The sequence below is a fragment of the Mesorhizobium sp. B2-8-1 genome (assembly GCF_006440955.1).
In the GTDB taxonomy this organism is placed as follows: domain Bacteria; phylum Pseudomonadota; class Alphaproteobacteria; order Rhizobiales; family Rhizobiaceae; genus Mesorhizobium.
In genome coordinates, this window is sequence record NZ_VFTX01000010.1 from 166553 (window position 1) to 186328 (window position 19776).

The 19776-nt window shown below is 63.3% G+C and carries 17 protein-coding genes; 15 read left to right on the top strand and 2 right to left on the bottom strand.

From position 1 onward, the window contains the following. The first annotated feature begins 3 nt into the window (after positions 1-3). From FJ428_RS23815 to ftsH, 7 genes are all read left to right on the top strand, one after another. Positions 4-1158, top strand: coding sequence for an energy transducer TonB (locus FJ428_RS23815; RefSeq protein WP_140493242.1), 1155 nt, complete (start codon positions 4-6; stop codon positions 1156-1158). 39 nt (positions 1159-1197) lie between these two features. Beyond that, on the top strand, positions 1198-2508 hold the full coding sequence (tolB, locus tag FJ428_RS23820; protein ID WP_140880363.1) for a Tol-Pal system beta propeller repeat protein TolB: 1311 nt from the start codon (positions 1198-1200) through the stop codon (positions 2506-2508). A gap of 35 nt (positions 2509-2543) precedes the next feature. Next, positions 2544-2921, top strand: coding sequence for a four helix bundle protein (locus tag FJ428_RS23825; RefSeq protein WP_140554922.1), 378 nt, complete (start codon positions 2544-2546; stop codon positions 2919-2921). Between the two features lie 221 nt (positions 2922-3142). Next, on the top strand, positions 3143-3649 hold the full coding sequence (pal, locus tag FJ428_RS23830; RefSeq protein WP_140493251.1) for a peptidoglycan-associated lipoprotein Pal: 507 nt from the start codon (positions 3143-3145) through the stop codon (positions 3647-3649). A gap of 212 nt (positions 3650-3861) precedes the next feature. Continuing rightward, positions 3862-4983, top strand: coding sequence for a tol-pal system protein YbgF (gene ybgF, locus FJ428_RS23835; protein ID WP_140493254.1), 1122 nt, complete (start codon positions 3862-3864; stop codon positions 4981-4983). 58 nt (positions 4984-5041) lie between these two features. After that, positions 5042-6388, top strand: a complete 1347-nt coding sequence (gene tilS / locus FJ428_RS23840; protein ID WP_140493257.1) for a tRNA lysidine(34) synthetase TilS — start codon at positions 5042-5044, stop codon at positions 6386-6388. A gap of 133 nt (positions 6389-6521) precedes the next feature. Next, on the top strand, positions 6522-8447 hold the full coding sequence (ftsH, locus tag FJ428_RS23845; protein ID WP_140493260.1) for an ATP-dependent zinc metalloprotease FtsH: 1926 nt from the start codon (positions 6522-6524) through the stop codon (positions 8445-8447). 483 nt (positions 8448-8930) lie between these two features. Here ftsH and FJ428_RS23850 read toward each other — a convergent pair whose 3' ends face one another. Beyond that, positions 8931-9797 carry a hypothetical protein gene (locus FJ428_RS23850; protein WP_140493263.1) on the bottom strand — a complete coding sequence of 289 codons (867 nt, stop codon included), beginning with the start codon at positions 9795-9797 and terminating at the stop codon, positions 8931-8933. Positions 9798-10165: 368 nt separating this feature from the next. Between FJ428_RS23850 and glmM the strand changes: the two genes are divergently transcribed. The 7 genes from glmM (at position 10166) to FJ428_RS30805 (ending at position 17277) form a co-directional block, all read left to right on the top strand. Beyond that, a complete protein-coding gene (glmM, locus tag FJ428_RS23855) occupies positions 10166-11518 on the top strand; it encodes a phosphoglucosamine mutase (RefSeq protein ID WP_140493266.1) in 1353 nt (450 codons plus the stop codon). Positions 11519-11765: 247 nt separating this feature from the next. Then, positions 11766-12599 (top strand): outer membrane protein, encoded by an 834-nt coding sequence (locus FJ428_RS23860; RefSeq protein WP_140493269.1) that lies wholly within the window; start codon positions 11766-11768, stop codon positions 12597-12599. Positions 12600-12782: 183 nt separating this feature from the next. After that, entirely contained in the window at positions 12783-13547 is a 765-nt protein-coding gene (locus FJ428_RS23865; protein ID WP_140880364.1) for an outer membrane protein, read from the top strand. Positions 13548-13749: 202 nt separating this feature from the next. Then, on the top strand, positions 13750-14925 hold the full coding sequence (locus FJ428_RS23870; RefSeq protein WP_140525054.1) for a phosphoserine transaminase: 1176 nt from the start codon (positions 13750-13752) through the stop codon (positions 14923-14925). Positions 14926-15081: 156 nt separating this feature from the next. Next, positions 15082-16680 carry a phosphoglycerate dehydrogenase gene (serA, locus tag FJ428_RS23875; RefSeq protein ID WP_140517561.1) on the top strand — a complete coding sequence of 533 codons (1599 nt, stop codon included), beginning with the start codon at positions 15082-15084 and terminating at the stop codon, positions 16678-16680. Positions 16681-16945: 265 nt separating this feature from the next. Then, positions 16946-17056 carry a c-type cytochrome gene (locus FJ428_RS30800; protein WP_246675793.1) on the top strand — a complete coding sequence of 37 codons (111 nt, stop codon included), beginning with the start codon at positions 16946-16948 and terminating at the stop codon, positions 17054-17056. Further along, a complete protein-coding gene (locus tag FJ428_RS30805) occupies positions 17050-17277 on the top strand; it encodes a hypothetical protein (RefSeq protein ID WP_348642862.1) in 228 nt (75 codons plus the stop codon). Before FJ428_RS30800 ends, FJ428_RS30805 begins: the two co-directional genes overlap by 7 nt. Positions 17278-17341: 64 nt before the next feature. Here FJ428_RS30805 and FJ428_RS23885 read toward each other — a convergent pair whose 3' ends face one another. Beyond that, the gene (locus FJ428_RS23885) at positions 17342-18244 is read right to left on the bottom strand and encodes a DMT family transporter (RefSeq protein ID WP_140880365.1); all 903 of its coding nucleotides are present in this window, start codon (positions 18242-18244) and stop codon (positions 17342-17344) included. 214 nt (positions 18245-18458) lie between these two features. On the opposite strand from FJ428_RS23885, the gene FJ428_RS23890 reads away from it, so the two are divergent. After that, positions 18459-19757, top strand: a complete 1299-nt coding sequence (locus FJ428_RS23890; RefSeq protein ID WP_140493285.1) for an adenylosuccinate synthase — start codon at positions 18459-18461, stop codon at positions 19755-19757. Positions 19758-19776 lie beyond the last annotated feature (19 nt).

The following is a 19776-nucleotide window of genomic DNA, read 5'->3' on the forward strand; positions in this document are numbered from 1 at the left end:
ACTATGAGGACCGGCCTCACCACATCGGTGATCATGCATGCGGCGCTGATTGGCTTCGGCCTGTTCACGCTGTCGGCACCGGCCGCGCTTCCGTCGGCCGACGTCGAGTCGGTCGCTGTCGACATCGTGCCGATCGAAGCCACTGCCCAGGTGCTGCAGGGCGACAAGAAATCGGTGGTGCATGAAAAGCCGGCGCCCTTGCCCACGCAGCGTCCCGATGTGGTGCCGGACGCGCAGAAGGTCGGCGAGAACAGCGTCGATACCGACAAGCCGATAACGCCCGAGGCCAAGCCGAAGCCGGTCGACATGACGTCGGCTCCGCCGCCGGCGCCAACGCCGATCGAAAAGCCGAAGACCGAGGACGTGCCGAAGCCGCAGGAAAAGCCCAAGCCGACGCCGGCCACGGAAGTGGCTCCCGCGCCGCAGCCCAAGGAAGAGGTCAAGCCCGAGCCGGTCAAGCAGACCGAGCCGAAGCCGGCGCCGGCCAAGGAGCCGACGCCCGCACCGCCACAGGACAAGACCGCGGCCATCGAGCCGACGCCCGAGGTGAAGCCGGACGCGGTCGCCCAGGCGATCGCCAAGGACCAGCCTGACGATGCCCAACTGCCGGACTCCGCGCCCGCGCCTCAGGCGCGGCCGAAGCCGCAGCCGGCACAGGCCGAAAGCGCCAAGGCGCCGGAGCGCAAGGACGCCGACAAACCGGTCAAGGAGGCTTCATCCAAGCCGAAATCGGAGGACAAGCAGTTCAATTCCGACGAGATCTCGGCCCTGCTGGACAAGCAGAAGCCCTCCGGCGGCGGCGCCAAGCGTTCGACACAGCAGGCTTCGCTCGGCGGCGAGAAGGACCAGGGCCAGAAGCTGTCGAGATCAGAACTGGGCGCCCTGTCGGATCAGCTTGGCGGTTGCTGGACATTGCCGGCGGGGCTGGAGGGCTCGGAGAATTTCGTCGCCGTGGTCATGTTCAACCTCGACCCCTCGGGCAAGCTGGATGGCCGGCCCACCGTCGAGAAATCGAGCGGGAATCGCCAATTCGATGAAAGCGCCGTGCGTGCGGTTCAGAAATGCAACATGGCCGGCCTTCAGGTTCCGGCGGGCAAACAGGACATCTGGGCCCAGGTCCGTGTCACTTTCGATCCGAGGGAAATGCTTGGCCTTTGAGGCCTGCCCTGCAGAATCAGTGAAGAGAAGCGAGAAGACATGAAATTCATCCTCAAGCCGCTCCTGATGGTCGCGACAATGGCGCTGGGCTCGATGGCCGGCGCCGTCATGCCTGCGTGGGCGCTCGTCGAGATCAACGTCAACAAGGGCAATGTCGAGCCGCTGCCGATCGCCATCACCGATTTCCAGTCGGGCGATGGGCTTGGCGCGCAGATTTCCGGCATCGTCACCGCCGACCTGAAGCGCTCGGGCCTGTTCGCACCGATCGACAAAAGCGCCTTCATCGAGAAGATCGCCAATCCTGACGCAGCGCCTCGCTTCGACGACTGGAAGGTGATCAATGCCCAGGCTCTGGTCACCGGCAGCGTCAGCAAGGAGGCCGACGGGCGCATCCGCGCGCAGTATCGGCTGTGGGACACGTTCGCTGGACAGCAGATGTCGGGCGAACAATTCTTCGCCAACGACGCCAATCAACGACGCGTCGCTCACATCATCGCCGACGCCATCTACGAGCGGCTGACCGGCGAGAAGGGCTATTTCGACACGCGCGTCGTTTTCATCGACGAGTCCGGCGCCAAGAATGCGCGCAAGAAGCGCCTCGCCATCATTGACCAGGACGGCGCCAATGTGCGCTATCTCTCGGACGGCAGGGCGATCGTCTTGACGCCGCGCTTCTCGCCGAACCGGCAGGAAATCACCTACATGTCCTATGAGAGCGGCCAGCCGCGGGTGTATCTCCTGCAGATCGAGACCGGCCAGCGCGAACTGGTCGGCAATTTTCCGGGCATGACGTTTGCGCCGCGCTTTTCGCCGGATGGCCAGAAGGTGATCATGAGCCTGCTGCGCGACGACGGCAATTCCAACATCTTCGCCATGGACCTCAGGAGCCGCTCGACGACCCGGCTCACCAACTCGACCGCCATCGACACTTCGCCTTCCTATTCGCCCGACGGCAGCAAGGTGGTGTTCACCTCCGACCGCGGCGGACGCGCGCAGATCTATGTGATGGGCGCCGACGGTTCGGGCCAGACCCGCATCTCCTTCGGCGACGGGGTCTATTCGACGCCGGTGTGGTCGCCGCGCGGCGATCTCATCGCCTTCACCAAGCAGACCGGCGGCGAATTCCAGATCGGCGTTATGAAGACCGACGGTTCGGGCGAGCGCATCCTGTCATCCGGCTTCCAGCAGGAAGGACCAACCTGGGCGCCGAACGGCCGCGTGCTGATGTTCTTCCGCGATTCCGCCGGCGGCCCGAAACTGGTTTCTGTCGATCTCACCGGCCGCAACGAGCAGTCGATCCCGACCGCGAACTTTGCCTCCGATCCGGCCTGGTCGCCGCTGCTGGAGTGAGGAATTGGAGAAATGAAGAAATGAAGAATTGAGGGATGGAGAGAGAAGCGGGTTACATCAAGCGCGCGAAGGATTTGGATGTCTATAGGCACGCTTATGGGGTTTCCCTCGACGTCCACAAGGCCACGCTTGTTTTTCCGAAAATGGAACAATACGCGTTGGCTGACCAAATGCGGCGATCCAGCAAGGCGATCTGTGCCAATCTGGCTGAAGGATTTGCCAAACAGACCCATTCCAGGCCCGAATTTGCGCGTTTCATTTCGATGGCCATGGGATCATGCAGCGAAGTAGAGACGTGGATTTCGTATGCGTTCGACCTTGGCTACATCACCCACGCGCAGCGCGATGAATGGCTGCAATCCTATGTCCATATCTATGGAATGCTGGTGAATCTCAGGAAGAAGTTGAAATGACCCTTTTCCTCATTTCTTCAATTCCTCAATTCTCCATTTCCACCTCTTTGTCGCGTTTTGGCCGCATTTCCGCCTAGGGTCCGCGCCAACTGTGGCCCGGATCAAAGGGCTGCGGACGGGCGGCCTAAACCAAATTTTAACCGTGTTTCTTGAATGCCGGTTAACCCAAACGTGGTTACTGGGTGATCAACGAAATCACTCGAATGCGAAGGAGAGGCGGCATGAGCCGTATCGCAGCACTTACCAGAAATCCCGTCATGATCGCGCTGGTGGCGATGCTCGCCATTGCCGGTTGCGCTTCGAAGAAGACGCCCAACAGCGCCGCCGATCTCGGCCTCAACGGCGCCGGTGCCGCAACGCCCGGATCGGCGCAGGACTTCACCGTCAATATCGGCGACCGCATCTTCTTCGACACGGACTCCTCCTCGATCCGCGCCGACGCCCAGACGACGCTGTCGCGCCAGGCGCAGTGGCTGAACCAGTACAAGCAGTATGCGATCGTCGTTGAAGGCCATGCCGACGAACGCGGCACGCGCGAATACAATTTGGCGCTCGGTGCCCGCCGCGCCGCCGCCACGCGCGACTTCCTGGTCTCCAAGGGCGTCTCCGCCAACCGCCTGAAGACCATTTCCTACGGCAAGGAACGGCCGGTCGCGGTTTGCGACGACATCTCCTGCTGGTCGCAGAACCGCCGCGCGGTCACCACGCTCAGCGGCGCCGGTTCCTGACATTTTTCGCGCGTCGAGCGACGCGCGAAAAACACGACGGCAAAAATGCAACACAGGTTTGCGAAAGGCGGCTGAAAGGCCGCCTTTTTCATGTTTGGTCCCTTCAAACAAAATTTGGCCGAAGTCTCGCGTCCTGCTATGAGCCGAGGGCGCTTGGCTGGTCCCATACCGATTGGAAGGCGCGAACAAGCTAACGACACGGCGAGAGGCATATGCATTTGAGATCAGTTCTGAGCGGCACGCTTGCGCTGCTGCTCCTTTCAGGCGTCACCGCGATGGCGGGTGGCTTAGGGACTGATGGCACGGGACAGCCAGCCGACAGCGGCTTCTCGTTCCATCTGCCCAGCATCGAGTTGCCTGGCGTTTTCGGCGAAAAGAAGAAGTCGGACCAGGTTCAGTTCGCGCAGCAGTCGACTGGCACAGGCGCCACCGGGCTCGAGGACCAACTGCGCCAGATGAACGGCAAGATCGAGGAACTGAACTTCCAGATCCTGCAAATGCAGGAGCAGATCCGCAAACAGCAGGAAGACAACGAGTTCCGCTTCCAGCAGCTCGAAGGCGGTACGCAGGGTGCGCAGCAGCCGGCCGGGCAGAAGAAGTCACAGGCCGCGCCCGCCGACAGCGATGACAGCGTGGCCGAGGCGCCGGCCACGCAACCGCCCGCGAAGGCCGACAATCGGGCAGCGGCCGGCCAGTCGGCTGGCGGCGGCCAGAGCGTCGAGGACGTCATCGTCGAATCCTCTGACGGTGATCCGGGCAAGGTTATCCCCGGAACGGGAGCGCCCGAAAAGACCTTCGGCAGCATCACCGTCGACAAGAACGGCAATGTGGTCGATGCCGGCGGCAACACGCAGGCGACCGCACCGGCGCAGGATGTCGCTCCAGCCACCGGCGCTCCGGCCAAGAGCGGCAAGTCAGACGGCACGGTGGTTGCGGCGCTGCCTTCCACGAACGATCCCGAGGAGCTCTACCGCAACTCCTACCAGTTCATTCTTTCGGGCGACTACGGCACCGCCGAACAGGGTTTTCGCGACCACATCGCGCGTTTTCCGCGTGACGCGAAAACGGCGGATGCGCACTATTGGCTGGGCGAATCGCTGCTTGGCCAGCAGAAATACCGCGATGCCGCGGAGGTCTTCCTCGCCGCCAGCAAGGACTATCCCAAGGCCAAGAAGGCCCCCGACATGCTGCTGAAGCTCGGCGTGTCGCTGGTCGGCCTGAAGCAGCACGACGTGGCCTGCGCCACCTTCAGCGAGGTCGGCAAGCGCTACCCCGACATTTCCAACACGCTCAAGGAGCGCGTGAAGCAGGAAAAGGCCCTGGCGGCGTGCTAGCCCTTCTCCTGCCTGCCGTTGCCTTGCCCTCGGAGCCGTGTTCGGGCGACATGCATTGATGCTCGACACCGAGCCTGATCTTTCGAAAGACCTTTTTTCGCACATCGACTTTACCAGCGGCGCCGTTGCGGCCGTATCCGGCGGCAGCGACTCGACCGCCCTACTTCTCCTTCTCAAACGACATCTCGACCGAACCGCGCCGTCCGCGAAGCTGCTGGCGGTGACGATCGACCACGGTTTGCGGCAGGGCGCGGCGGCCGAAGCGGAAGCGGTGGCCAGGCTTTGCGCCGCGCACGCCATCGCGCACCGCATCGTCGCCTGGTCCGGACGCAAGCCGTCGACCGGGCTGCCGGCCGCCGCGCGGGAGGCTCGCTACCGGCTGCTGGCCGAGGCGGCGCGGGAGGAAGGCCTCGGTCTGATCGTGACCGGTCATACGGCGGACGACCAGGCCGAGACGGTGCTGATGCGGCTAGTCCGAGGCAAGGGCGCCCGCGGCCTTGCCGGCATGGCGCCGATCACCTTGCACGACTGGCACGAATGGATCGTGCGGCCGCTCCTTGGCATTCGGCGCGCGGCTTTGCGCAACTTCCTGCGGCGCGAGCATGTCGGCTGGGCCGAGGATCCGACCAATGCCGACGCGGCCTTCGAGCGACCGCGCATGCGCGCGGCACTGGCCGGCGCTGACGGTGCGCAGCGCATCGATGACGCATTGACGCTGGCGGCGCGCGAGAGCGAGGCGCGCAGCCGGCTTGGCATCCGCGCCGCGGATTTAATCGCGCGCTTCGCCAGCCAGCCGGCGCCGGGTCTTGTCCGCCTCGATCCGACCCTGCTTTCGGCCGGCGACGATCCGGCGGCCGTCTATGCGCTGCGCATCCTCCTCGCCACAAGCGGGGGCGTTGCGTTTCTGCCGGACCAGGCGCGATGCGAGGCGCTGTTCGGTAGGCTGAAGGCTGGATTTCTTTGCGCCACATTGTCGCGGACGGTGGTCGATTCCAGTCGCGCCGGCATCTTTCTGCGCCGCGAGACGCGAGGCTTGCCGCCTGTGGTCGCGGCCACCGGCGGGCTGCTCTGGGACGGCCGCCGGAACATCACGTTGGACGACGGCGGCAGTGCATTGTTGATCGCGCCGTTCGGGGCAGCGGCGGCGAAGCGTCTGGCAATCGCGGAAGGCGAGACGCCGCGCAGCCTCGTGCGCGCCGCGCTGGCCTGCGAGCCGGCATCGCGGCAAGCCGTTGAAAATCCTGGCCTGCCTCAGGGTGGGCAGGCGTCGCCGGGGTTCACGGCACAGGCCGTCGTCGCCCCCTTTGCCCGCTTCCTGCCGTCCTTCGACCTGGCGCCGGCGCGGGCCGTCGCCGAATTGATCGGCGCACCGTTGCCTCCCGCCCTGCCTTTCAAGCGGCCATAGCGCCGGTCGGTCATGGGCGAAAGCTTAACCCACACGTGCTGTTCTGCTTGGCAAGGGGGGGCGCTCTCCCTATGTTAGGCTCAAGTTTCCTCTCACGACGCGTGTCTGCCCGCGGACACCAACGGGACAATTGATGAATCCGAACTATCGCAACCTCGCGCTCTGGGCGATCATAGCGGTCCTGCTCATCGCCCTCTTCAATCTGTTCCAGACGCCGCAGACGCGTGGGGCTTCGAGCGATGTACCTTATTCGCAGTTCCTGCAGGATGTCGCGGCGGGCCGGGTCAAGACGGTGACCATCGCCGGCGCCCGCATCTCCGGCACCTACACCGACAATTCGAGCGGCTTCCAGACCTATTCGCCCGGCGATCCGTCGCTGGTCTCGCGGCTGCAGGACAAGAACGTCACCATCAATGCGCGGCCGGAGACCGACGGTTCAAACTCGCTGTTCGGGTACCTGATCTCGTGGCTGCCGATGATCCTGATCCTCGGCGTATGGATATTCTTCATGCGCCAGATGCAGTCCGGCTCCGGTCGTGCCATGGGCTTTGGCAAGTCGAAGGCCAAGCTTCTGACCGAGGCGCATGGCCGCGTCACCTTCCAGGACGTCGCCGGCGTCGACGAGGCCAAGGAAGACCTGGAGGAGATCGTCGAGTTCCTGCGCGATCCGCAGAAATTCCAGCGGCTCGGCGGCAAGATCCCGCGCGGCGTGCTCTTGGTCGGCCCTCCGGGAACCGGCAAGACGCTGCTCGCCCGCTCGGTCGCCGGCGAGGCCAACGTGCCGTTCTTCACCATTTCGGGTTCGGACTTCGTCGAGATGTTCGTCGGCGTCGGCGCCAGCCGCGTGCGCGACATGTTCGACCAGGCCAAGAAGAACGCGCCCTGCATCATCTTCATCGACGAAATCGACGCGGTCGGCCGTCACCGCGGCGCGGGTCTCGGCGGCGGTAATGATGAGCGCGAGCAGACGCTGAATCAGCTGCTGGTCGAGATGGACGGCTTCGAGTCCAACGAAAGCATCATCCTGATCGCCGCCACCAACCGGCCCGACGTGCTCGACCCGGCGCTGCTGAGGCCCGGCCGTTTCGACCGCCAGGTGGTGGTGCCGAACCCCGACATCGTCGGACGCGAGAAGATCCTGAAAGTGCATGTGCGCAACGTGCCGCTGGCGCCCAATGTCGACCTCAAGGTCGTCTCCCGCGGCACGCCGGGCTTCTCCGGCGCCGATCTGATGAACCTCGTCAACGAGGCCGCCCTGATGGCGGCGCGGCGTAACAAGCGCCTCGTGACCATGGCCGAGTTCGAGGACGCCAAGGACAAGATCATGATGGGCGCCGAGCGCCGCTCCTCGGCCATGACCCAGGCCGAGAAGGAGTTGACCGCCTATCACGAGGCCGGTCACGCCATACTGGCGCTCAACGTGCCGTCGGCCGATCCGCTGCACAAGGCGACAATCATTCCGCGCGGCCGCGCGCTCGGCATGGTCATGCAGTTGCCGGAAGGCGACCGCTATTCGATGAGCTACAAGTACATGATCTCACGGCTTGCCATCATGATGGGCGGCCGCGTCGCCGAGGAGTTCAAGTTCGGCAAGGAGAACATCACGTCGGGCGCTTCCTCCGATATCGAGCAGGCGACCAAGCTGGCGCGCGCCATGGTCACGCGCTGGGGCTTTTCCGACAAGCTCGGCCATGTCGCTTATGGCGACAACCAGGAGGAAGTGTTCCTCGGCCATTCGGTGGCGCGCACGCAGAACATCTCGGAAGAAACCGCGCAGATCATCGACGCCGAGGTGCGGCGCCTGATCGACGAGGCCTATTCGACCGCGAGGTCGGTGCTGACTAAGAAGAAGAAGGAATGGATCGCGCTGGCGCAGGGCCTGCTCGAATACGAGACGCTGTCGGGCGACGAGATCAAGCAGCTGATCGCCGGCGAGAAGCCCGCGCGCGATCTCGGCGACGACACGCCGCCGAGCCGTGGTTCGGCCGTGCCGAAGTCGGGCCGCCGCAAAAAGGGTCCCGAGCCCGAGGGCGGCATGGAACCGCAGCCGTCGAGCTGAACTCGGCCAAGAACAAATTGAGAAACGTCGCGGTTTGACCGCGGCGTTTTTGTTTGGGGCAGGCTGCTGAGTTTCTCCGTGGCCTGCGCCTGCAAGGTTGGTTAGGCGATTGGCGGAAGCCGGCGTGGCAGCAGCCAATCTTCCCACTTTGTGGAAGATGCCGGGCAGCTCAGCGGGGGCAGCGTCCGCCGACAAATCGAGTTAGGCCTTCCGGGCTGCGGGGGAGGATCTCCCTTGCCGTTCGACGATTCCTCGAGCCACCCTCGCCCAGCTTTTCGTGAATGCGAGGCAACCTGGCCGGAGCAGGCAACGATCCTTCGTGCCCCCCCCTCTGGCCTGCCGGCCATCTCCCCCACGAGGGGAGTTTGCAGCGTCGCCGGCAACGCGCCTCTCGTCAGCGGGGATTCCTGCTGAAGCTGCGGGCAAAAAAGCCCGCGAACCCTGCGGCTCGCGGGCCTTACTTTCCTCAAATAGTGCTGTCGCTCAGCTCTTCAGCTTGGCATTGCACAGGCTGTAGAAGCCGCCGCCCTTCTGGATCCACTTCAAGCCGCCAAGCGTGTTGGCGTCCTTGTTGGCATAGTACTGCTGGAGGCAGGTATGCATGCGGGCCTTGGCCGGGGTTTCGGTGGCGAATTTCGGCGAGATTGCGGTCGGGAAACTCACGCCCTTCGGCGCAGCGACAGTCGGCTTTGCCGGCTCCTTGGTGTAGGTCGCCTCTGTTGGAGCCGGGACGGTATCATCGTCCGAGGCGCTGGCGCCGCATTCGGCCTTCCGGAAGTCGTTCCACTTCATGCCGTTGAGCGTATTGGCGGTCTTGGCAGCCTGGTACTTGCTGCTGCAGTCGGCCATGCTCAGGCCCTTGCCCGAGCTGTCGGTCGCCGCAGCCGTGGTCGCCGCCTTGGTGGTCGCCGGTTTGGTGGCGGCGGCAGCGGATGCGCCGGCGGCAGCGGACGCGCCGGTGGCGCATTCGCTCTTGCGGAAGTCGTTCCACTTCATGCCGTTGAGCGTGCCGGCGGCCTTGGCCGCCTGGTACTTGGTGCTGCATTCCTTTGCGGTCAGGCCTTTGGCTCCGTCGTCGGCGGCGGCCGCAGCCTTGGTCGCCTTGGCCGGCTTCGTATCGGCCGCCTTGGTGTCCGCTGCCTTGGCGTCGGGCTTGGCTGTCGCGGCGGCATCAGTGCCGCACTGCGCCTTGCGGAACTGGTTCCAGGTCTGGCCGGCAAGTGTCCCCGCGTCCTTGGCCGCGTTATACTTCGTGCTGCACTCGGCCATCGTCAGCGCGTTGGCTGGCGCGGCCAGGAATAACGTCGCGACCGCAAGGCCGGTCAAAGTGGCAAGTCGGTGGATGAGCATAGCGTTTCTCCGTTGCAGCAGCCCATTATACGTCCCAGCAAATCAATAACGCTCAACGGTCGGTTGCGCCAGATGCTAAGTGGCGAATACATCGCCGAAACCCGGCTTCTGCCGGCAAGGTGATGAAATCGTTGCCTGTTGCCGGCTGGAAGACAAGAATTTGTGGGTAAATCCATGTCGAATGGTCCACAGGCATGGTATATTGTGGCGAGGCAGCGCCATCACGCTAGGTTGCGCCAGTCTGTGTGCAATGCACAACAAGGGTTTTCTAAAGGATTGGTAACAGATAATCACGAAATGTGATCGTAGTGCGCCGGCCAATTATGGCATGACGTACCGGGCAAGAACCACCGGGGACACTGACTAGCATGGCAGGAAATTATTTCGGCACGGACGGTATTCGCGGGCGCGCCAACAAGTTTCCAATGACGGCGGAAATCGCGATGAGGGTCGGCATGGCGGCCGGCCTGTCCTTCCAGCGCGGCAGCCATCGTCACCGTGTGGTGCTCGGCAAGGACACCAGACTTTCCGGCTACATGATCGAGAACGCCATGGTGGCGGGCCTCTGCGCCGCCGGCATGGACGTGTTCCTGCTCGGCCCCATCCCGACGCCGGCGGTCGCCATGTTGGTGCGTTCGCTGCGCGCCGATATCGGCGTCATGATCTCGGCCTCGCACAATCCTTATTACGACAATGGCATCAAGCTATTCGGTCCCGACGGCTACAAGCTCTCCGACGAGATCGAAGAGCGCATCGAGAGCATGCTGGACAAGGATATCGAACTGGCACTCGCCGATTCCGACGGACTTGGTCGCGCCAAGCGCGTCGATGGCGTGCATGACCGCTACATCGAGTTTGCAAAGCGCACCTTGCCGCGTTCGATGTCGCTTTCAGGTTTGAGGATCGTCGTCGATTGCGCCAATGGCGCCGCCTACAAGGTTGCCCCCGAGGCGCTTTGGGAGCTGGGCGCCGAAGTGGTGGCCATCAATGTCGAGCCCAACGGCTTCAACATCAACAAGGAATGCGGCTCGACCCATCCGGCAGGCCTGCAGAAGAAAGTGCACGAGGTGCGCGCCGACATCGGCATCGCGCTCGACGGCGATGCCGACCGTGTCGTCATCGTTGACGAGAACGGCGCGATCGTCGACGGCGACCAGATCATGGCAATGATCGCCGAGTCCTGGCACCAGAGCGGGCGGCTTGCCGGCGGTGGCGTCGTTTCGACGGTCATGTCCAATCTCGGCCTCGAACGCTTCCTCGGCGACATGAAGCTGCAATTGCACCGCACCAAGGTCGGCGACCGCTATGTCGTCGAGCATATGCGCGCGCACGGGCTCAATGTCGGCGGCGAGCAGTCGGGCCACATCGTGCTGTCGGACTTCTCGACCACGGGCGACGGCCTGGTTTCGGCGCTGCAGGTGCTGGCCTGCATCAAGCGGCAGGGCCGGCCGGTCAGCGAATTGTCGAAGAAGTTCGAGCCGGTGCCGCAACTCCTCAAGAACGTCCGCATCGCCGGCGGCAAGCCGCTCGAGGAAGCTCCGGTCAAGGCTGCGATCGAGGACGCCCGTCAACGCCTCGGCAAGGCGGGGCGGCTCGTCATCCGGCCGTCCGGCACCGAGCCGCTGATCCGTGTCATGGCCGAGGGCGACGACCCGCAGCTGGTCGAGGCCGTCGTCAACGACATCGTCGAGGTCATCTCGGAAACACGCAGCGCCGCCTGATCTCAGGTGCATTCGGAGGGCCGACGCCGCTCTGATTGCTTAGAAGCCCGCCCGTCCGGCGGGCTTTTGTTTGCCTGCGAAACTGGCTCGAGACACGTGGAACCATCCGAATTCCTCAAATGCTCGAGATTCGTGGTTAATAGACAGGGTTAAATGCCTTTTAACCTTTGCAATTCATTATCCACGCCTGAAAGCCAATCTCATTCGGACGCGACCGCTGTTCCGAGGGTTTCTAGGGGTGACAAGCATGTTCAATACAGCAAGAAAGGCCCTGTTCGCCGCGCTGTTCGCGGGCCTGGCATGGCCGGTGTTCGCGGCCGACCTTCCGGAGCCGGTGGTCGAAGAGGCGCCGCCGCCGGTATACGAGCAGCCAGTCGATGTCGGCGGCTGGTACATTCGCGGCGATCTCGACTACCACAAGTCGAAAGTGCGCGGCATCGATTACACGACCTACACCATCGATCCCTGTAATTGTAACGTCATTCCCGGCGACAGGAGCTTCGATTTCGGCAAGCTCAAGGGCGGCTTCTCGCTCGGCGCCGGCGTCGGCTACAAGATCAACGATCATTTTCGTACGGATTTGACCGCCGATTACTGGTTCAAGTCGAACTTCGACGGCGGAACCTCGGACGCTTTCTCGACGTCGACCGAAGTGTCGAAAATGAGCGCCTTGCTGCTGCTGGCCAACGCCTATGTCGATCTCGGCACCTATCACGGCATCACGCCCTATGTCGGCGCCGGCATCGGCGGCGCGCATGTCAGATGGGACGATGTCAGGGACCCGAACACCACCGAGTTCAACCCCGGTGCGAAAAGCTGGCGCTTTGCCTACGCGCTCATGGCCGGCGCTTCCTACTGCCTGACCGACAAGCTGATCCTGGACGCGGGCTATCGCTACAGCCACATCCAGGGCGGCCGCATGTTCGAGTGGGATATCAGCAGCGCCGGGCCGGGCTTCGACCGCGGCATCGACACGCATGAGGTGCGCGGCGGCCTGCGGTACCAGTTCGGCGGCAACAACGGTTGCGCCGCGCCGACGGTGGCCTATCAGCCCGAACCCGAGCCGATCTACACCAAGTAACATCCGACCATCCAACGGTCCGAAACCGCCCGGCATCAGCCGGGCGGTTTTCGCTTGTCTGGCTGCCGAAAATCATTCGCTAACGCTCTGTTAGCCTTAACCCCGACTTAACCACTATGGTTAACAATGCTTCCTGAAACGATGGCTGCCGTCTGGTGGCGCCGAAATCGGGAGCAGGGGATCATGAAACTCACATCGCGTATGGCGCCGGTGCTTGCCACATTCGCCATCATGCCGCTGACGCCTGCGCTGGCCGCCGACTATGATCCCCCGGTCTATGTCGACCAGGCGCCCGACTACGTGCCGGTCGAGGTCGGCTCGGGCTGGTATCTGCGCGGCGATGTCTCCTACCTGGTAGAGAAGAGCTTCAAGAATGAGGATTTCGCCTTCACGCCGGCGAGCTTCGACAACGAGGAAGACCCGGTCTTCGCCAGCATCGGCTTCGGCTACCACTTCAACGATTATCTGCGTGCCGATCTCAATCTGGGTTACCTGCCCGGCAACAAGATCGGCATTGGCTATGACGATTCAGCGACCGCGGCAGAGGCGACCCTAGCGTCGGCGTCCCTGAAGAACTATGCCTTTTCAGGCATGCTCAACGGCTATGTCGACCTTGGTACCTATGTCGGCATAACACCCTATCTCGGCGCCGGCATCGGCATCGTCAGGAGCACGCACAAGCTCTCGGCGAGCTATTTCACCGACAATGGCGATCCAACCGACGACTTCGGCCTGAGTGACGACAAGACCAAGTATTCCTTCGCTTACACGCTGAATGCCGGCCTTGTCTATCAGGTGTCGAAGAATGTTTCCGTCGATCTCGGCTATCAGTATTTCTCGGCGCCCGACGCTGAATATGTGACGGCCGAGAGCCTGACCTCGTTTCCGGTCCACAAGGGAATCAGCAATCATCAGGTTAAGCTCGGGCTACGCTACGATCTCTGGTAGTAGGCTGGCATACATGAACCCTGGCGGCGGATCTCTTCGGTCCGCCGTTTGCGTTTGAAGCTCACGAGATACTGATCGCGGATCGCCAGTATCCTGCCCGCGACAAAAACTTTCCCCTTGACGCCCGAAGCCCGAGCGCATATCGCCGTCCGTGGGCCACCCCTCCCCAACGAGGGGCCACTATCTGGAAGGATAGACCACGATGACGACGCATACGAAGCCCGGATTCCGTCCGGCAAACCCCAATTTTTCCTCAGGTCCCTGCGCGAAACGTCCCGGCTGGTCGGTCGAGGCGCTGAAAGCTGCCGCGCTCGGCCGTTCCCATCGCGCCAAGATCGGCAAGACCAAGCTCGAACAGGCGATCGCGCTGACGCGCGAAATTCTCCAGGTTCCTGCCGACTACCGCATCGGCATCGTGCCGGCGTCTGATACAGGCGCCGTCGAGATGGCACTCTGGTCGCTGCTGGGTGAGCGCGGCGTCGACATGGTCGCCTGGGAGAGTTTCGGCTCCGGCTGGATCACCGACGTGGTCAAGCAGTTGAAGCTTGCCGATGTGCGCAAGCTCGAGGCCGGTTACGGCGAACTGCCGGATCTCGGCAAGATCGATTTCGACCGCGACGTGGTCTTCACCTGGAACGGCACGACCTCGGGCGTGCGCGTGCCGAACGGCGATTTCATCCCGGCCGATCGCAAGGGTCTGACCATCTGCGACGCGACATCGGCCGCCTTCGCGCAGAAGCTCGACTTCGAGAAACTCGATGTCGTGACCTTCTCCTGGCAGAAGGTGCTGGGCGGCGAAGGCGCGCATGGCATGCTGATCCTGTCGCCCCGCGCCGTCGAGCGGCTGGAGAGCTATAAGCCTGCATGGCCGCTGCCGAAGATCTTCCGCCTGACCTCGGGCGGCAAATTGATCGAAGGCATCTTCAAGGGCGAAACCATCAACACGCCGTCGATGCTGTGCGTCGAGGACTATCTCGACGCGCTCAGCTGGGCGAAATCGATCGGCGGCCTCGATGCGCTGGTCGCCAGGGCCGACGCCAACGCGGCCGTGCTCGACCGTTTCGTCGCGAAATCCTCCTGGCTTGGCCATCTCGCCGTAGAGCCGGCGACGCGGTCGAACACGTCCGTCTGCCTGTCCTTCACCGACGGACAAGTCGCTGCACTCGACGCCGACGCACAGGCGGCCTTCGCCAAGGGTCTGGTTTCAGCGCTCGACAAGGAAGGTGTCGCCTATGACATCGGTTCCTATCGCGACGCGCCGCCTGGCCTGCGCATCTGGTGCGGCGCAACGGTCGAGACCTCCGATCTCGAAGCTCTGCTGCCCTGGCTCGACTGGGCCTTCGCCGGCCAGAAGGCGTCGCTGAAAGCGGCGGCCTGAAACTCAACAGTTATTTTCTGGAACAGCCCTCATCCGGCCGCTTCGCGGCCACCTTCTCCCACAAGGGGAGAAAGATCGGCGCCTGACCTTCTCCCCCGTGGAGAAGATGCCTGAGCGAAGCGAAGGCGGGTGGGGTAAACAACAAGGACCAATCCCATGCCTCGCGTTCTCGTCTCGGATAAACTTTCCACCACCGCTGTTCAGATCTTTAGGGATCGCGGCATCGAGGTCGACTATCTTCCAGATCTCGGCAAGGACAAGGAGAAGCTGCTTGAAGTGATTGACCAGTATGACGGCCTCGCCATCCGCTCGGCGACCAAGGTTACCGAGAAGCTGATCAATGCCGCCACCAGGCTCAAGGTCGTCGGCCGGGCCGGTATCGGCGTCGACAATGTCGACATACCGGCGGCCAGCCGCAAGGGCATTATCGTGATGAACACGCCGTTCGGCAATTCGATCACGACAGCCGAGCATGCGGTAGCGATGATCTTCGCGCTCGCCCGCCAGATCCCGGAAGCCAACGCCTCGACGCATGCAGGCAAATGGGAAAAGAACCGCTTCATGGGCGTCGAGATCACCGGCAAGACGCTCGGCGTCATCGGCTGCGGCAATATCGGCTCGATCGTCGCCACGCGCGGCGTCGGCCTGAAGATGCATGTCGTCGCCTTCGATCCGTTCCTGTCGGACAAACGCGCCGAGGAACTCGGCGTCGACAAGGTTGAACTGGACGAGCTCTTCGCCCGCGCGGACTTCATCACGCTGCACACGCCGTTGACCGACAAGACGCGCAACATCATCGATGCCGCCGCGATCGCCAAAATGAAGGACGGCGTGCGCATCATCAACTGCGCCCGTGGCGGGCTGGTCGTCGAAGCCGACCTGGTGGCGGCGCTGAAGAGCGGCAAGGTGGCCGGCGCCGGCATCGACGTGTTCGAGGCCGAGCCGGCCGAACAGAACGCATTGTTCGGCATGGAGAATGTGGTGGCCACCCCCCATCTCGGTGCCTCGACGGCGGAAGCACAGGAGAACGTCGCGCTGCAGGTCGCCGAACAGATGGCCGACTATCTGATCAAGGGCGCCGTCTCCAACGCCATCAACATGCCGTCGATCACCGCGGAGGAAGCGCCGCGGCTCAAGCCCTTCGTCAAGCTCGCCGAAGTGCTTGGCGCCTTTGTCGGCCAGGTCACCGAGGACCCGATCAAGGAGGTGGAAATCCTGTTCGACGGCTCGACCGCGACGATGAATACGCGCGCGCTGATCAGCGCGGCCCTTGCCGGGCTGATCAGGCCGCAGGTAGCCGACGTCAACATGGTGTCGGCGCCAATCATGGTGAAGGAGCGCGGCATCATCGTCGCCGAGGTCAAGCGCGACAAATCGGGCGTGTTCGACGGCTATATCAAGCTGACGGTCAAGACCGAGCATATGACGCGCTCGATCGCCGGCACCTGTTTTTCCGACGGCAAGCCGCGCTTCATACAGATCAAGGGCATCAATCTCGATGCCGAGGTCGGCCAGCACATGCTCTATACGACCAATGCCGACGCGCCGGGCATTATCGGCCTGCTCGGCACGGTGTGCGGCGAGAACGGCGTCAACATCGCCAACTTCCAGCTCGGCCGCAACCGGCCAGGGGGCGATGCCATCGCGCTGCTCTATCTCGACGCACCGTTCCCGGAAAAAGTGCTGGAGCAGGTGCGGGCGCACAAATCGATCGATTCGGCCAAGCGGCTACAGTTCGACGTCGGCAGCGTGTAGGGCTCGTCCCGCACAGGCTGCAACTGCACGATCGCGATGCTCCGCGCATGGAGTGTTTTCCGGCATCGGCATCAATCGGTCCGCCGATTGATGCCGATGCCGCCTTCCGGCAAGCCTGGATGGTCTTGATCGTCCGTCTGAGGATACTTGCCTTTGCGATAGCGGGGCGTCTGCGGCTGACCTTAGCTGCCCCGATGCCTGATCATTTTCGCAGCGTGCAAAGCAGCGCATGGTTTCCCAGGCGCCCCAGCCCGACGAAACCCGCATGGCCGCTGGCGAGGCGATCTACCATGACAATTGCTCGGCCTGCCATGGTGGAGACGGCGCCGGGGCGCCGGGGCTCTTTTCCCGCCGCTCGCCGGCAATTCGATCGTAGCACAGGCCAGCACCGAAACGCTTGCCCGGGCCGTTCTGGCGGGAAGCCAGGCCGTGCATACGGCCCGCGCGCCGACGACGCCGGCGATGCCCTCGCTGGCGTGGCGCCTGAAGGATCAGGAGATCGCCGACGCCCTCACTTACGTGCGCGGCAGCTGGGGCAATGCCGCCCCGGCAGTATCGTCCGACGACGTGGCGGCGGTGCGCGAGGAATTGCAGTAGTCCTGCGAATTGCCGGGCGAGCCGACGCTCTCCTCAAGGCTGACGATCGGGGCGCGAAGCGAGTTTACCGGGGCCTCGGCATGGCTGCCTTGCGGCCGCTATATTCGGCAAGCGCGATGCCGCCCAGCACGAGGACGAGCGCCAACGCCTGGTAGAGCTGGAATGTCTCGCCGACGATCAGCACCGAAAGCAGAGTGCCGAAGATCGGCACCAGGTTGATGAACAGGCCGGCCCGGTTGGCGCCGATCAGCTCATTGCCCCTGATGTAGAATATCTGCGAGACGACCGAGGCGCCGATCGCAGTATAGACGATCACCGCCCAGCCGCGTGCGTCGGGAACGATGACCTTGCCGGCCGCGATTTCCCATAGGAAGAACGGCAGCGAGGTGACGAGCGCGGCGAGCGACATGGCCAGCATCAGGCTCTGCCATTGCATGGCCGTCTTCAGCCGCAATCCGACCGAATAGCCGCTATAGAGAATGACCGCGACCAGCATGATGGCGTCGCCGAAATTGAGCTCCAATGTCAGCAGCCGGCGCGGATCGCCGTGGCAGGCGGTCAGGATGACGCCGAAGATCGTCAGCACCACGCCGGCGATCTGCGCCCAGTTCACGCGCAGGCGGAAGAAGATGAAATTGGCTACGATGATCAGGATAGGCATTGCCGCCTGCTCGATCGAAACGTTGATCGCGGTCGTGTAATTGAGCGCCGTATAGAAGATCGTGTTGAACAAGGTGAAGCCGCTGGCGCCAAGTGCGGCGAGCACGAACCAGTGCCTGCGCACGACGGGCCAATCTCTTTTCAGCGCATTCCAGCCGATCGGCAGCAGGATCGCTACCGCCAGCACCCAGCGCAGGAAGACCAGCGTCATCGGTGAGACGTGATGGACCGCCAGCTTGCCGGCCACCGAGTTGCCGCCCCACAGCAAGGTGGTGAGCAGCAGGAACATGTAGGCGCTTCGGTGCATGGCGGGTCGCAACGGGGAGGAGGTGAATGGGGCGTGCCTGCCGGCCTATTGCCCCCGCCTGGACAAGTAAATGATGTCAAAGCTGAAAATTGTTGTGCCTCAGCCCATTTTCGGCGGCAAAGAAAGGTCGCATCGGCCTGCTCTTGACGTTATAGAGGCCTGTCGTTTCGAACCGTATCCAAGCCGCGCGGCGGCGCCTCGAAGGAAAAGAAACATGGCCAATGTGGTGGTCGTCGGCTCGCAATGGGGTGACGAAGGCAAGGGCAAGATCGTCGACTGGCTATCGGAGCGCGCCGATGTCGTGGTGCGTTTCCAGGGCGGCCACAATGCCGGCCACACGCTGGTCGTCGACGGCAAGGTCTACAAGCTGTCGCTGTTGCCGTCGGGCGTCGTGCGGCAGGGCAAGCTGTCCATCATCGGCAATGGCGTCGTCTTCGATCCGCACGCATTCGTTGCCGAAGTGGCGAAGCTCAAGGGGCAAGGCGTCGAGGTAACGCCGGAGCGCCTGAAAATAGCCGAAAACACAGCGCTTATCCTGTCCCTGCACCGGGAACTGGACGGCTTCCGCGAGGACGCCGCCTCAAATTCCGGGACCAAGATTGGCACGACCCGCCGCGGTATCGGCCCCGCCTATGAGGACAAGGTGGGCCGGCGCGCGGTGCGGGTGATGGATCTGGCGGATTTGGAAACACTACCCTTGAAGGTCGACAGGCTGTTGACGCATCACAATGCACTGCGTCGCGGCCTTGGCCATGCCGAAGCCACGCATGACGCGGTCATGCAAGAGCTGACCTCGGTCGCCGGCGAAATCCTGCCCTACATGGACCGGGTCTGGAAGGTGCTCGACGACAAGCGCCGGGCCGGCGAGCGCATCCTGTTCGAGGGCGCGCAAGGCACGCTGCTCGACATCGATCATGGCACCTATCCGTTTGTCACCTCGTCCAACACCGTCGCCGGCCAGGCGGCAGCCGGTGCCGGCGTGGGCCCGGGCGCCATCGGCTATGTGCTTGGCATCACCAAGGCCTATACGACGCGCGTAGGCGAAGGTCCGTTCCCGACCGAGCAGCAGAACGAGATCGGTGAATTCCTCGGCACGCGCGGCCATGAATTCGGCGTCGTCACCGGCCGCAAGCGCCGCTGCGGCTGGTTCGACGCGGTGCTGGTGCGCCAGGCCGTCGCCGTCAACGGCATCAAGGGCATCGCCCTGACCAAGCTCGATGTGCTTGACGGGCTGGACGAGATCAAGGTCTGTACCGGCTACCGCCTCGACGGCGAGACGATCGACTATCTACCCGCCAGCCAGGGCGCGCAGGCCCGCGTCGAGCCAATCTACGAGACGCTGGAGGGGTGGAAAGGCACCACCGCCGGCGCGCGCAGCTGGAACGACCTTCCGGCCCAGGCCGTCAAATATGTCCGCCATATCGAGGAGTTGATCGGCGCGCCGGTCGCGCTCCTCTCCACCAGCCCGGAACGGGACGACACGATACTTGTGACCGATCCGTTTCAAGACTAGTTTCTCAAGCCTTTCCGGG